Source organism: Amycolatopsis sp. NPDC003731, assembly GCF_053586895.1.
On sequence record NZ_JBSFNC010000201.1, the window covers coordinates 1 to 13,541 of the forward strand.

A 13,541-nucleotide genomic window follows, 5' to 3' on the forward strand; every position below is an offset into this window, starting at 1 on the left:
CGACTTCCTTGGGGGTCTCGGTGACCAGCCCCGGCACGAGCGCCCGCGCCTCGGCGCCGTCGGACGCTTTCCCGCCTTGACAAAGGTTCGCCGTCCGTAGTCACAATAACGGCTTCGGGGTGGCGGAGAACGAGCGAATCAAGACCGCAAAGCACCTCGAGACCGCTGCCAGTCGGTCACCACGCCCAACCCGGCATCGATCTCCTCACCCAGCAAAGCCCCCAGCAGCGCAGCAACATCCGCCCCGAGCAATTCCCCCACCCGATCAAGCGAAGACAAAGCCTCCCAAGGCGAACCAGCCAAAGACCCGGCGACAACTCCAGGCTCCGGCGGCACCAGACCCTCTTCCAACCCGAACCGCCCAGCAGCCAGAAGAGCAGCAACCACCAGATGAGGCTGAGCATCGGCCCCGGCAAACCGAAACTCCAGCCGAGGCCCGGAAGCCGGCCCCGCCACCCGAACCGAGGCGGTCCGATCGTCATACCCCCACCGGACCTCCCGCGGCGAGAACGGAGCAGTCCGCAACCGGACATAGGAGTTCCAAGTAGGCGCCCAAACAGCAGTCAGCGCCCGAGCATCCCGAAGCACCCCGGCCAGAAAACCACCCAGCAGATCGGGCTCCGACCCATCCACGGCGGACAAAGACAGGTGAACGTGCCCGGAGTTCCCCTGCCCAGGCGCAGGAGCGGCCAGATAATCGGCAGTGACCCCGTGCCGAGCAGCGACCCGGCGCACGATCAGCTGCTGCAGAAGGACATCATCACAGGCAGCAAGAGCGTCCCGGTGCCGCAGCACGATCTCGTACTGCCCGGGGTGACACTCGGCCCGCGCCGACTCGACGCCCAGCCCGGCATCGTCCAACGCGGTCCGCAGATCACGCAACAGCGGCGCAAGCCGTTCGGTCCCGCCCACCGCATAGTCGACCCCGTGCGAGGTGAGCGGCCCGGAAGCATCCCGGAAAACGACCTCGTGCTCGATGCCGACCGAAGGCACCAGCCCCAGCCCCTCCAGCGCGGTGAGCTGAGCACGGAGCACCTCCCGTGGCGCCAGCTCCGCAACACCCCCGGACGGCCACTCGGCATCCCCCACGACGGCCCAGGTCCGATCCCCCAGCGGGATCGCCGAAGCCGCGTCCGGCCGCACCCGCAGGTCGCCGAACCCTTCGAGGTACCCGCCGAGCACCCCGGACGCCGGCAGCGGATCCCGCGACGGCGTCCACGCGAACACATAACTGCAAACGCCGTAACCGTCGTCGAGCACCGAAGCGGCAAACGGCGCGGCGAGCTCGACAGCGGCGAACCGGGCGTGCGGATCGGGCACCAGCAGCAGCAGCCGGGCACCGTCCTCGGTGAGCAGACCCCGCAGCACGCCCTCCCCCGCCGCGGCCGCCGCACGCCGGGCCGAGAGCGACCGCGGACCGACCGGCCGCGCGAACGCCGTCACCACGCGCCGCCCGGATCCGGGGCGTGCAGCGGGTTCGGCACCCGCCCCCAGCGGACGTCGAACTCGTCGTCCCGTTCCACCTTGTCGAAGCCCTGCCCGGCGAAGTGCTCCCGGTTGAGCGTCACGCGCTCGACGTCCGGGGCGAACAGGCGGCAGGCGTCGAACCGCGCGGCCACGTCCGGGTTCTCGTCCCGGTAGCGGCCGACGATCTCCCGCACGGGCGCCCAGAACGCGGCCCGCGGCAGGCCGAGTTCGTCGAGCAGGACCTCGGCCCAGAACCGGAACTGACCGGAGAACACCGAGCTGAACAGCGACTGCGCCAGCAGGTGCGCGGGCCAGCGCAGCATGTCCGCGGCCGCCTCGGCCGGCAGCGACTCGTAGCTCCCGAGCTGCTCGTCGAGCAGGTCGACGCCCTGGGCAAAGTCCTTGATCAGCACCCGCTGCGGGACCCCGGCGGCGTCGACGACCAGGACGAGGTTCTGGCCGTGCGGGCAGAACCCGACACCGTGCCGCAGCAGCCACTGCAGCAACGGCGTGAGCAGCAAGTCGAACAGCCGCGTCAGCCACGCCGTCGCGTCCCCGCCGCCGATCAGGTGCGCGAGCACGGAGACGCCGTCGGGACCCCGGTAAGGCAGCGCGGCGAAGGAAAGCGCCCGCTCCCCCTCGGCAAGCCGGATCGGTTCGCGCCACAGCGCGCCCAGGGTCTCGTGGAACCGGTAGGGCAGCTCCTCGAGGTGCCCGAACAGCGGGTGCTGCACCGACACGCTCGCGACCTCGCCGAGCAGCCCGAACCGGTACCGCTCCGTGAGCAGCGGGTCGGCGGCGCTGATCCGGCGCAGCCAGGTCGTCACCGACGGGCCGGCGAGCGTGGCCGCGGAGTTGAGCCCGCGGTAGACGAGCGTGTTCCGCACCGACACCGCGGTCTTGACGTCGTGCCGGCCGGGTGTGCTCACGTTGGCCAGGGTCCGGACGGTCTGGTGCGGCCGGTAGCCGTCGGCGCTCTCCCCGAGGTCGATGACGACACCGGTGGCGAGCTCGGCGGCGTAGAGCGTGCCGAGGATTTCGTCGGCCTGCCACGGGTGCACCGGCACCCAGACGTAGTCCTCGGGCGCCTTCGCGGCGAACTCGTCGCGCAGTCCGCCGAGCTCGGCGGCCAGCAGCGCGTCCCGGCTCAGCTCGTCGACGCACCGGAACTGGGCGTGGTCCGGGTGGACGGCGAACCAGCGCAGCCGGAGGTCTTTGCCCGCCTCGGGCGCGTACCGGGCCCGGTCCCGCGCGGAGAACCCGACCCGCCCCTTGTTGAGCACGAGCCGCGGGTGCCCGGTGAGGTGCCCGTCCGCGACGTCGTAGTCCATGGTGGACAGCTCGGCCGCGGTCGGCGCGCGGCGCAGGCGGGCGGCCTCGTTGGCCACCGTCGAGGTCAGCTCGGCGAGCACGTCGGCCAGCCGCAGCCCGCTCAGGCCGAGGACTTCGCGGGCGTCCACGACGAGCGTGCGCGGGTCGGTGACCGGTTCGCCGGAGCGGCGCGCGCTGCCGGGCTCGACCGTCCAGGCGTCGAACGCGCCCCGCCGGGCCCGGAACGTGTAAACCGCGTCCGGGAGCTCCAGCCGGTAGGCGTCGCCGTCGGCGACCGGCTCCAGCATGTGCTCGTAGGACAGCTCGCCGAGCATCTTGTGGGTGATCAGCGCGCCGGCCGCGCGCCAGGCGGCCGCCTCGTCCAGGGTCACTTGTCCTCCAGGCCGAACGTGGTGAACGCGGTGCGGTCGGGCAGCTCGTGCACGGTCTTGCCGCACACGGCGTTGAGGATCACGGCCGCCCGCCAGGCGCCGAGGCCGAGGTCGGGCGCGCCGGGCCCGTGGGTGTGCCGTTCGGCGTTCTGCACGAACAGCGACCCCGGCAGGTCGAGGGCGACGCGGTAGTCGGCGCCGACGTCGAGGCGGCCCTGCCGGTCGCGGCGGACGGCGTCGCCGAGCCCGGTCAACAGCGGCCCGGTGGGCGCCTCCGCGTACCCGGTGGCCGCGACGACGGCGGCGGTGCGCAGGGTGGCGTCACGGCCCTGGTGCGCGTGCCGGACGCCGAGCGCGATCTCACCGTCCACTGTGGACGCCGAGACGACTTCGACGCCGGGGGTCAGCACGGCACCGGGCGGGCCGGTGATGCTGCGGCGGTAGAGCTCGTCGTGGATCGCGCCGATCGTTTCGGTGTCGATGCCCTTGTAGAGCTGCCATTGCGTGGGCAGCAGCCGGTCGCGGACGGTTTCGGGCAGGCCGTGGAAGTACGCGGTGTAGTCCGGCGTGAACTGCTCGAGGCCGAGCTTCGAGTACTCCATGGGCGCGAACGCGGGCGTCCGGGCGAGCCAGCGTAGTCCGTCCACAGTGGATCGGCCGCGCAACAGGTCGAGCACGACTTCGGCGCCCGACTGCCCGGAGCCGACGACCGTGACGCTTTCGGCGGCGAGGAGTTCGTCCCGGTGCGTCAGGTAATCGGCCGAGTGCACCGCCAGGACTTCGGGATCGGCGACGAGGTCGCGGAGAGGTTCGGGCACCGAAGGGATCGAACCGACGCCGAGCACGACGTTGTCCGCGAGCACCGGCTCGCGCCCGGCGATCGTGAGCTCGAAGGCGTCGCCGGCCCAGCGGATGCCGGTCACTTCGTGCCCGAAGTGGCACGACGGCAGCCGCGCGGCGGCCCAGCGGCCGTAGTCGTCGTACTCGACGCGCGGCATGTGGAACCGTTCGGCGAAGTAGAACGGCAGCAGGCGGTCGCGGTCGCGTAGGTAGTTGAGGAAGGAGAACGGGTTCGTCGGGTCGACGAGCGTGACCAGGTCGGCCAGGAAGGGCACCTGCAGCGTCGCGCCCTCGACGAGCAGGCCGGGGTGCCAGCGGAACTCCGGACGGGTGTCGAAGAAGACGGCGTCGAGGCCGTCGACTCCGGCGGCGAGGGCCGCGAGCGAGAGGTTGAACGGCCCGATCCCGACCCCGGCGAGGTGGTGGCGCCTCACGAAGCGACCGGGCTTTCCCGGCCGGCGACGAGCTCGGCACCCGCGGTGGCGACGATCCGGTCGAGCAGCGGGAGGTAGTCACCGGCGGTGGCGTGCGGGTGCAGCAGCGTCAGCTTGAGCCACAGCTGGTTCGTCCCGCCCGGCCCGGTCGGCAGCGCGGCCCGGCCGATGACGGCGGTACCGGCCTCCAGGAGTGCCCGGCGAACGCGCGCGACGAGCTCGTCACCGCCCGCCTCGTCGGCGAGGATCGGCCGCAGGACCACCGTGGACAGTTCGGGCGGACCCCAGAGCCGCAGGCCGGGGTGGTCCTCGACGCGGCGGGCGACCTCGGTGGCGAGGGCGCAGCAGCGTTCGACGAGGGCGCCGAGGCCGTCGGTGCCGAGCGCGTGCACGGTGACGGCCATCCGGAAGGCGTCCGGCCGGCGCGACGTCCGGATCGAGCGGCCGAGCAGGTCCGGCAGGCCGGCTTCGGTGTCGTCGTCGGCGTTGAGGTACTCGGCGCGGACGGTGAGCGCGCCGAGATCGGCGGCCTCGCGGGCGGCGAACAGCCCGGCGGCGACCGGCTGCCAGCCGAACTTGTGCAGGTCGAGGGCCACGGAATCGGCGCGGTCCAGCCCGGCGAGCTTGGGTTTGAGCGTGTCGCTGCAGAGGGCCATGCCGCCGTAGGCCGCGTCGACGTGCAGCCGGGCGTTGTGCCGGTGGCAGATGTCGGCGATTTCGGGCAGCGGGTCGAGGGTGCCGGTGTTGGTGGTCCCGGCGGTGGCGACGACGACGCAGCCGGGCGTCAAGACCTGGTCGAGCGCCTCGGGGAGCAGCCGATCGCCGTCGCAGGGGACGACGATCGGGGCGGGCAGGCCGAGCAGCCAGGCGGCGCGGGCGACGCTGTGGTGGGCGTTGGCGCCGCAGACGCTTTGGAGGACGCCGTTTTCGCGGGCGAGGAGGAGGCCGAGGAGGTTGGATTCGGTGCCCCCGGTGGTGACGACGGCGTCGGGGTCGTCGGCCTCGGGGTAGCAGAGCCGGGCGATCCCGGTGGTGAATTCGCGCTCGAGCTCGCTGGCGACGGGGGCTTGGTCCCAGGAGTCCATGGAGGGGTTCAGGGAGCCGGCGACGACATCGGCGGCCACGGAGACAGCGAGCGGCGGGCAGTGAAGGTGGGCGGCACAGGCGGGATCGGCCGGGTCGGCGGACCCGGCGGCGAGAAGCCGGCTGAGCTGTTCGAGCGCGGCTTCGGCCCCGACACCCCGGCGAGGCAGGAAGCCACCCCCGGCAGCTCGGGTGGGTCCGGCGTGGTGAGGCCGGGCGGCCGGGGTGGTCGGCTCGGTGAGGGCAGCGTCGGCCGGAAGCGCGGGCGCGGAGTGCTCGCCGGGCACCGCGTCAAGCTCTGGCTCGCGGTCCCCCGCCGCCGGAGCCGGCTCGCCACGCTCTGCCACCAGGGCCGCCGCCACCGCCGCCGGGCCGCCGGCCGGGATCGGGCCGCCGCGTTCGGCCACCCCCGCCGCCATTGCGCGCAGGGCCAGCGGGATCAGCTCGCCGAGCCGGTCCGCGCCGCCGTGGCCTCCGGCCAGCCCGTCTGCCCGCATGTGCCCGCCTTCCTTAGGGTTGCCTTGCCTACGCTGAGCAACAGTACGGCGACCGAAGGCTGCCTGTCATCCGGCCCCGTCCAGCATGCTCGACCGGGTGGCGGCGACGCGTCGGCCATCGGGAGTAGGTTCGGCGCGAGGAGGAGGTGATCAACGTGCCCCGGTGGGACGTCCTGGCGGCGATCGGTGCCGGCGGCGCGCTCGGCAGCCTCGCCCGCTACGGCCTGTCCGTGGCGATCCCGCACGCGCGCGGCGAGTTCGCCGTCGCCACGCTGCTCACCAACGTCCTCGGCTGCCTGCTCATCGGCGTCCTGATGGCCGTCCTGACCACCACCGCGCGCCCCCACCACCTCCTCCGGCCGTTCCTCGGCGTCGGGATCCTCGGCGGCTTCACGACGTTCTCGACGTTCGTGACCGACACCCTCGACGCGGCGACGACCGGGCGGCTCCTGGGTTCCGCGCTGTACGTGGCGGCGTCGGTGGTGCTCTGCTTGACGGCGGTCGCGGCCGGCCTCTCGGCCACGCGCGCGGTGTCCAAGAGGCGGACGGAGTGACGCTCGTCCTGGTGGCCCTCGGTGGCGCGGCGGGCTCGATCCTGCGCTACCTGACCGACTGGAAGGTCCGGCAGTGGCGCGACTCGCCGTTCCCGTTCGGGACGCTGACGGTGAACGTCGTGGGTTCGTTCATCCTGGGCTTCCTGAGCGGCTGGCTCCTGCACGGCGCGGAGCCGTCCTCGGTCCGCGCCCTGGTGGCGGTGGGCTTCTGCGGCGGCCTGACGACGTTCTCGACGTTCGGGTACGAGACGGTCCGCCTGTTCCTGGAGAAGACGCGGCTGTACGCGGTGCTGAACGTGGCCGTCACCATCCTCGCGGGGCTCGCCTCCGGCGCCCTCGGCCTGCTGTTCGCCACCGGCGTCTTCGCTTAGCGGTCCGGACGCCGCATCCGCCGCTGGACGCGGCGTGGCGCCGGCCCACTTGCGCTTCACCCGGCGGCGGCTCCGCAGCAGGCGCAGCTCGGCCGCCTCGGCTCGAACGTCGCCGGGCGCACCGGTCGCCGCGCGCAGGGCGAGGCTTTCCCGCGCCCGGTTCGCCCGGCGGGCGAACGCCTTGCTGCGCGGCAGGGCGCATCCTCCCTCCTCCGGGGCCAGGGAACACCCGGCCCCGGAGGAAGGCAACGCAATATCAGCGCGGCGCCAGCCCGCGCACCTGCTCGAACGGGTCCCCGCCCGTCGGCAGCAGGGCGATGATCGGCGTCGTCAGCCCGTTGTCCACATAGGCCTGGACCTGCTCGCGGCACGACTCCACGCTGCCGTGGATCACCAGCTCGTCCACCACCGCGTCCGGGATCACCTGGTTCGCCTTCTGCCGGTCCCCCGCCGCCCAGGCCTCGTGCATCGGGGCCAGCGCCTCGCCGCGGCCCAGCCACTCGTGGAACGCCGCGTACACCGGCACCGTCAGGTAGCTCGAGATCAGCATCCGGCCCAGGCCGCGGGCCGCGTCGGCGTCCTCCGTGGGACAGACGAAGATGCGGGCGGCCAGTTCGACGTCCGGGCCGACCACCGACCGCACCTGGGGGACGTCCGAAGCCGCCAGCCAGTTCGTGATCGCGCCGTCCGCCTCGCGCGCCGCCAGCTTCAGCATGCCCGGGCGGAGCGCCGCCAGCATGATCGACGGCGGTGGGTCCGCCGGGCGCTCCAAGCGGAACTTCGACACCGCGAACGTGTCGTACTTCTCGCTGACCTTCTCCCCCGCCAGCGCCGACCGCAGGAACCGCAGCGTGTCCCGGGAACGCGCGAAGGGCTCGTCGAAGGACGCCGCGTTCCAGGCCGAGACGATCACCGGGGAGGACGCGCCGATGCCGAGCACGAACCGGCCCGGGGCCAGCTCCGCGACCGTCGCCGCCTGCATCGCCAGCAGGCCGGGGCCGCGCGTGTACACCGGGACGATCGCCGTGCCCAGCCGCAGCTGCGGGGCCCACTGCGAGGCCAGCACCAGCGGCGTGAACGCGTCGGTGCCCGCCGTCTCGGCCGTCCACGCGTCGGTGTAGCCCAGGTCCGGCAGCTGCTCGACCAGTTCGCGGTGCGCCGTCAGCGGCACCCCGGTCAGCGGAATCGTCAGGCCCCAGCGGCTCATGCAGTCTCCTTCTCGACGGCGGACAGCTCGCGCAGCAGCCAATCGACCTGCGTGCGCATCAGGTTCTCCGCGACCTCTTCGGCCTGCGGTGTCATGTGGGTCGCGCCCGCCAGCGGCAGGAACACGTGCGGGCGGCCCTTCGCCAGCAGCGCCGACGACAGCCGCAGCGCGTGCGCGACGAACACGTTGTCGTCGGCCAGGCCGTGCACGATCAGCAGCGCGCGGCTCAGCTCGCCCGCGCTCTCGATCAGCGAGTTGTGCGCGTAGCTCTCGGCCTCGTCCTGCGGCTTCCCGAGGTACCGCTCGGTGTAGTGCGTATCGTACAGCGACCAGTCGGTCACCGGCGCGCCCGCGACCGCCGCGTGGAAGACGTCCGGCCGGCGCAGCACCGCCAGCGCCGACAGGTAGCCGCCGTAGGACCAGCCGCGGATCGCCACCCGCTCCACGTCCAGCTCGGGGAACGAAGCGGCCGCCGCCTGCAGCGCGTCGACCTGGTCCTGCAGCGTGACGTCGGCGAGGCGCCCGTGGATCTCGCGCTCCCACACCGCCCCGCGGCCCGGCGTGCCGCGGCCGTCCGCGACGAGCACCGCGAAGCCCTGGTCCGCCAGCCACTGCGACGTCAGGAACGCGTTGCGGCTCTGCAGGACGCGCTGCGCGTGCGGCCCGCCGTACGGGTCCAGCAGCACCGGCAGCTTGCCCTCGCTCGGCTCGTACCCGCGCGGCAGCAGCAACGCCGCACGCAGGTTCCGCTCGCCCAGGGTCAGCCAGGTCAGGTTCGGCACGATGTCCGGGTCCACAGTGGACGAGGTGATCGTCGCGACCGGCGCGCCGTCCCGCAGCACCGACACGCGGGGGCCGCTGTACTCCAGGCTCCACGACGACAGCACGGTGACCGCGGCGGTTCCGGCGCCGACGTGCACGCCGTCCACAGTGGACAGCCGGCGCACCGACGCGCCCTCGGTGCGGAAGACGTGGATCTGCGTCGGGTCGTCCTCGGAGGCGCTGAACAGGATCTCGTCGCCGACGTCGAGCACGGCCCGCAGCTGCAGCCCGGCCGGGGTGACGGCCTCGCCGCCGACGAAGAGCCGGTGATCGCCGTCGACCATGCCCTCGACGACCAGGCGCCCGTCGGGCGTCCAGGCCGGGACGCCGCCGACAATGTCGATCCAGTGCTGGTCGGAAGCGCTGTGCACCACCGACGTCGAGCCGTCGGCGACGTCCACCGCGAGGACGTCCATCCGCTTCTGGTCGCGCGGCTGCACGGCGAGCAGCGGCGCGCCGCCGGCCGACCAGTGCACCGAGGCCAGGTACTCCCAGTCGCCCGGCTCGACGTCGACGCGCGAGCCGTCCAGGCCGAGCACGGCGAGGGACACCAGCGCATTCGTGGTGCCCGCCGCCGGGTAGGCGACGACGTTCGCCGGGTGCTGCGGGTTGGCCGGGTCGGCGATGGTCCAGCGCGGGACCGGGCCGCGGTCGGAGCGCTCGGCCAGGATGCTGCGGCCGTCCGGCGCCCACCAGTAGCCGCGGGTGCGGTCCATCTCCTCGGCGGCGATGAACTCGGCGAGGCCCCAGGCGATGTCCTCGCCGTCCTCCTCGACCAGCACGCGGTCGTCGCCGGTGGCCAGCTCCAGCACGTGCAGCCGCCGGTTCTGGACGTAGGCGACGTGCGTGCCGGTGGGGTTCGGCCGCGGGTCGATGACCGAACCGTCGACGCGCAGCGTCACCTCGCCCGAAGCGAGGTCCAGGGTGTAGAGCTTCCCCGAGAGCGAGAACACCGCGACGGTGAAGGCCGCGTCGACGCCGTAGTGCACGACGCCGCCGCCGGTCTCGCGGGCCCGCTCGCGCCGCGCGCGCTCTTCGGCGGGCAGCTCCTCTTCGCCGGGCAGCAGTTCGGCGGCGTCGACGAGCTTGGTCTCGGCGCCAGTCGCCAGGTCGGCCGACCAGAGGCTGTGCCGGGGGTCGGTGCCCGACTCCGCGCGCAGGAACAGCACGCGGGAGCCGTCCGGGGCGACCCGGAACTCCTTCGGCGCGCCGAGGGTGAAGCGCTGGGTCCGGGCCTGTTTGCGGAGGAACGGGAGGTCGTCGACATCGGTCACGCCCGCACTCTTCCAGACGCCTCACGCGAGACGCCAACACCCTTCAGCTTGGCCAGCTCCGCGTCGACGTCGTAATCCGGCGCCGGGAACTCCGGCTTCAGGTCGGCGAGGGTCTCGATCAGCAGTTCGGCGACGGCCCAGTTGCGGTACCACTTGTGGTCGGCGGGCACCGCGTACCAGCCCGGCGTCTTCTCGAAGATGTCGGCGTAGGCCTTCTCGTAGGCGGTCCAGTGCGACCGCGCCTCCAGGTCGCCGGGGTTGTACTTCCAGCGCTTCTCGGGCGTGACGAGCCGGGCCTTGAGCCGCTTGAGCTGCTCCTCGGGCGAGATGTGCAGGAACACCTTGACCACCGTGGTGCCCGCCTCGGCCAGCTCCGCTTCGAACGCGTTGATCTCGGCGTACCGGCGGCGCCGTTCGGCCGCGGTGAGCAGGCCGGACACGCGCGGGACCAGGATGTCCTCGTAGTGGGAGCGGTCGAAGACGCCGATCTGGCCGGCCGCGGGCAGCTGCTTGCGGATCCGCCAGAGGTAGTGGTGCCGCCGTTCGGCCGCGGTGGGCTTCTTGAACGCCGCGTACCGGACGCCCATCGGGTTCACCAGGCCGAGCACGTGCGAAACCGTGCCGCCCTTGCCGGAGGTGTCCATGCCCTGGAGCACGAGCAGCACCCGGCGGGTGCCGCCGCCGACACCCTCGGCGTAGAGCGCCTCCTGCAGCGCGGACAGCCGCTCACCCGCGCCGCCGAGCCGCTCGAGGGCCTTCGCCTTCTTGCCGGGCCCCACCGGGGCCGAGCCCGGGTCCGGCAGTGCGCCGTCGACGCGCAGCGCGTCCCGGACCCGGCTTCCGTCGTCCTTCTTGGCCATCCGCCGAAAGTACCCGTTCAGGCGGCGGCTTTCCCGGCGAAGAGTTCCAGCAGGGCGCCGTGCCCGCCGTCACCCGAGACGCCTTCGCGGACCTTGGGACCGGTTTCGCCGTGCCGCTCGAAGTTCCGGTGCTCCAGCTCGACGCGGGTCGACTTCGGCCCCTCCTCGATGAATCTGACCTCGATTTCGCTGGCGCACGCCGGGTCGGGGTTGATCTTCCAGTCGCCGTCGATGCGCCAGGACAGGACCACCCGGGCGGGTGGCTCCCAGACCAGGACTTCGCCCCACTGGCACTCGGCGCCGTCGACCGTGCGCTCGTACCAGCGGCCGCTCGGCTTCGGCTCCAGGACCGCCTCGGCGAGGTCGCCCGCGCCGATGTGGTGCTGCCGCGGCCACCAGCTGTCGAAGGCCTCGGTGTAGGTCTTGAACGCGTGTTCGCGCGAGCACGCGACGGTGACGCTCCGGCGGATCGGTTCCAGGGTCATGACTGCTCCTCTTCGGGGGGTTCGGTTGCTTCCGCCAGCTCGGCGAAGGCCTTCAGCGCGTCCGACCACATCCCGTCGAGCCAGGCGCGCAGGGCGGCGATCCCGGCCGGTTCCAGCCGGTAGAGCCGCTTGGTGCCGACGGCCCGGTCGGTGACCAGGCCGGCCTCCTTGAGGACCTTCAGGTGCTGGGACACGGCCGGGCGGCTGATCGGCAGGTCCGCGGCCAGCTCGCCGACCGCCCGCGGCCCGTCCCGCAGCGCTTCGAAGATCGCGCGGCGCGACGGGTCGGCGAGGGCGGCCAGCTGGTCGCTTCCGTAAGTCGCCACGAACCGTAAGTTACGACTTACCGATGCGGCCGTCAACCGGCACGCAGTGTTTCGGGGGTGTGAACGCAATATTGCGCAACGAACAACGGGTGAAAGCAACGATTACCGGCTGAAGTCTGCGTCTGCTGCCTCTAACCTGAACACATGACGACGTTCGCCGGCCGGGAGACCGCCGCCCCCACCGCCGCGAGCTTCATCGAGCTCGACGAGCGGTGGAGCACGCACAACTACCACCCGCTGCCCGTCGTGATCGCCGAAGCCTCCGGCGCCTCGGTGACCGACGTCGAGGGCAAGTCCTACCTCGACTTCCTCTCCGGCTACTCGGCCCTGAACTTCGGCCACCGCCACCCGGACCTGGTCGCGGCCGCCGTCGAGCAGCTCGGGCGCGTCACGCTTACGTCGCGGGCGTTCCACCACGACCAGCTGGGACTGTTCTGCCGCGAGCTGGCCGAGCTGACCGGCACCGAGCTGGTGCTGCCGATGAACTCCGGCGCCGAAGCCGTCGAGTCCGCGGTCAAGATCGCCCGCAAGTGGGCGCACCGGGTCAAGGGCGTGCCGGACGGCACCGCGGAGATCATCGTCGCCGGTTCGAACTTCCACGGCCGGACCACCACGATCGTCTCGTTCTCGACCGACGAGACCGCCCGCGCCGACTTCGGCCCGTTCACCCCGGGCTTCGTCACGGTGAAGTACGGCGACCCGGCCGCGCTGCGCGACGCGATCACCCCGCGCACGGCGGCGGTGCTGCTGGAGCCGGTGCAGGGCGAGGCCGGCGTCATCGTGCCGCCGGAGGGGTATTTCGCCGACGTCCGCCAGGCCTGCGACGAGCACGGCGTGCTGCTGATCGCCGACGAGATCCAGTCCGGCCTGGCCCGCACCGGCACGGTGCTGGCGCTGGACCACGAGGGCATCCGCGCCGACGTCTACACGCTGGGCAAGGCCCTCGGCGGCGGCATCCTGCCGGTGTCCGCGGTGGCCGGCCGCCGTGAGGTCCTCGGCGTCCTGAAGCCGGGCGAGCACGGTTCCACGTTCGGCGGCAACCCGCTGGCCTGCGCGGTCGGCCGGGCGGTCGTGCGCCTGCTGGGCACGGGCGAGTTCCAGCAGCGGGCGACGGAACTGGGCGCCCACCTGCACACGCGGCTGGGCGAGCTGGTCGGGCACGGCCTGTCGGAGGTCCGCGGCCGCGGCCTGTGGGCGGGCATCGACATCGCCCCGGGCGGCCCGTCGGGCCGGGCGGCCTCGGAGGCGCTGATGGCGCGGGGCGTGCTGTGCAAGGAGACGCACGAGCGCACCCTGCGGGTGGCCCCGCCGCTGGTGATCACCCGCGAGGAGCTCGACCGCGGCATCGACGCGATCGCCGAGGTCATCCGCCCCTGAAACCACCCGGACGCCGCCGGGTGAGCCTCCCGCCCCGGCGGCGTCCGGGAACACACGCACCTCGGCTGACCTGCCGGACACCGCGGCGGCCGGGGAGCGCCCGCCCGCCGCGGCCCGCCTGGTCCGCCGCGGCCCGCCCCCCATGTCGGGGTTTTAATAATAAGGGACGCGGGCGGGCCCCAAAAATTAATTTCGACACCCCCAAAACCCCAAATATCTAAATACCACCAAAGAAAAAAAA

At 72.7% G+C, this 13,541-nt stretch carries 12 protein-coding genes; 3 read left to right on the top strand and 9 right to left on the bottom strand.

All coding sequences use genetic code 11. From position 1 onward, the window contains the following. Nucleotides 1-138 precede the first annotated feature (138 nt). The 4 genes from ACWDN5_RS42905 to ACWDN5_RS42920 are packed head-to-tail and all read right to left on the bottom strand — an operon-like array spanning nt 139 to nt 6,024. Complete coding sequence (locus ACWDN5_RS42905; protein WP_449680303.1) at nt 139-1,443, bottom strand: glutamine synthetase; 1,305 nt, start codon at nt 1,441-1,443, stop codon at nt 139-141. After that, on the bottom strand, nt 1,440-3,170 hold the full coding sequence (locus ACWDN5_RS42910; RefSeq protein WP_449680304.1) for an IucA/IucC family protein: 1,731 nt from the start codon (nt 3,168-3,170) through the stop codon (nt 1,440-1,442). The genes ACWDN5_RS42905 and ACWDN5_RS42910 overlap by 4 nt, the downstream gene beginning before the upstream one ends. Next, the gene (locus ACWDN5_RS42915; protein ID WP_449680305.1) at nt 3,167-4,444 is read right to left on the bottom strand and encodes a lysine N(6)-hydroxylase/L-ornithine N(5)-oxygenase family protein; all 1,278 of its coding nucleotides are present in this window, start codon (nt 4,442-4,444) and stop codon (nt 3,167-3,169) included. The genes ACWDN5_RS42910 and ACWDN5_RS42915 overlap by 4 nt, the downstream gene beginning before the upstream one ends. Beyond that, nucleotides 4,441-6,024, bottom strand: coding sequence for a pyridoxal phosphate-dependent decarboxylase family protein (locus ACWDN5_RS42920; protein WP_449680306.1), 1,584 nt, complete (start codon nt 6,022-6,024; stop codon nt 4,441-4,443). Before ACWDN5_RS42920 ends, ACWDN5_RS42915 begins: the two co-directional genes overlap by 4 nt. 146 nt (nt 6,025-6,170) lie before the next feature. On the opposite strand from ACWDN5_RS42920, the gene ACWDN5_RS42925 reads away from it, so the two are divergent. Together ACWDN5_RS42925 and crcB are read left to right on the top strand one after the other, a co-directional pair. Then, a complete protein-coding gene (locus ACWDN5_RS42925; protein WP_449680307.1) occupies nt 6,171-6,578 on the top strand; it encodes a fluoride efflux transporter FluC in 408 nt (135 codons plus the stop codon). Then, nucleotides 6,575-6,949, top strand: coding sequence for a fluoride efflux transporter CrcB (gene crcB / locus ACWDN5_RS42930; protein WP_449680308.1), 375 nt, complete (start codon nt 6,575-6,577; stop codon nt 6,947-6,949). The genes ACWDN5_RS42925 and crcB overlap by 4 nt, the downstream gene beginning before the upstream one ends. A gap of 256 nt (nt 6,950-7,205) precedes the next feature. On the opposite strand, the gene ACWDN5_RS42935 is transcribed toward crcB, so the two are convergent. Genes ACWDN5_RS42935 through ACWDN5_RS42955 form a run of 5 tightly spaced genes read right to left on the bottom strand, consistent with a single transcriptional unit; the run spans nt 7,206 to nt 11,923 of the window. Next, a complete protein-coding gene (locus ACWDN5_RS42935; RefSeq protein WP_310974960.1) occupies nt 7,206-8,156 on the bottom strand; it encodes an LLM class F420-dependent oxidoreductase in 951 nt (316 codons plus the stop codon). Further along, nucleotides 8,153-10,252, bottom strand: a complete 2,100-nt coding sequence (locus ACWDN5_RS42940) for a prolyl oligopeptidase family serine peptidase (RefSeq protein ID WP_449680309.1) — start codon at nt 10,250-10,252, stop codon at nt 8,153-8,155. The genes ACWDN5_RS42935 and ACWDN5_RS42940 overlap by 4 nt, the downstream gene beginning before the upstream one ends. Next, the gene (locus ACWDN5_RS42945; protein ID WP_449680310.1) at nt 10,249-11,112 is read right to left on the bottom strand and encodes a PPK2 family polyphosphate kinase; all 864 of its coding nucleotides are present in this window, start codon (nt 11,110-11,112) and stop codon (nt 10,249-10,251) included. Before ACWDN5_RS42945 ends, ACWDN5_RS42940 begins: the two co-directional genes overlap by 4 nt. A gap of 17 nt (nt 11,113-11,129) precedes the next feature. Continuing rightward, on the bottom strand, nt 11,130-11,597 hold the full coding sequence (locus tag ACWDN5_RS42950; RefSeq protein ID WP_449680311.1) for an SRPBCC family protein: 468 nt from the start codon (nt 11,595-11,597) through the stop codon (nt 11,130-11,132). After that, nucleotides 11,594-11,923 (bottom strand): ArsR/SmtB family transcription factor, encoded by a 330-nt coding sequence (locus ACWDN5_RS42955; RefSeq protein WP_310974956.1) that lies wholly within the window; start codon nt 11,921-11,923, stop codon nt 11,594-11,596. The genes ACWDN5_RS42950 and ACWDN5_RS42955 overlap by 4 nt, the downstream gene beginning before the upstream one ends. 144 nt (nt 11,924-12,067) lie before the next feature. On the opposite strand from ACWDN5_RS42955, the gene rocD reads away from it, so the two are divergent. After that, nucleotides 12,068-13,300 carry an ornithine--oxo-acid transaminase gene (rocD, locus tag ACWDN5_RS42960; RefSeq protein ID WP_449680312.1) on the top strand — a complete coding sequence of 411 codons (1,233 nt, stop codon included), beginning with the start codon at nt 12,068-12,070 and terminating at the stop codon, nt 13,298-13,300. Nucleotides 13,301-13,541 lie beyond the last annotated feature (241 nt).

Coding starts and splice junctions, on each gene's coding strand:
- ACWDN5_RS42950 (WP_449680311.1), bottom strand. CDS start 11,597: ATGACCCTGGAACCGATCCGCCGGAGCGTCACCGTCGCGTGCTCGCGC.
- ACWDN5_RS42920 (WP_449680306.1), bottom strand. CDS start 6,024: ATGCGGGCAGACGGGCTGGCCGGAGGCCACGGCGGCGCGGACCGGCTC.
- ACWDN5_RS42945 (WP_449680310.1), bottom strand. CDS start 11,112: ATGGCCAAGAAGGACGACGGAAGCCGGGTCCGGGACGCGCTGCGCGTC.
- ACWDN5_RS42935 (WP_310974960.1), bottom strand. CDS start 8,156: ATGAGCCGCTGGGGCCTGACGATTCCGCTGACCGGGGTGCCGCTGACG.
- rocD (WP_449680312.1), top strand. CDS start 12,068: ATGACGACGTTCGCCGGCCGGGAGACCGCCGCCCCCACCGCCGCGAGC.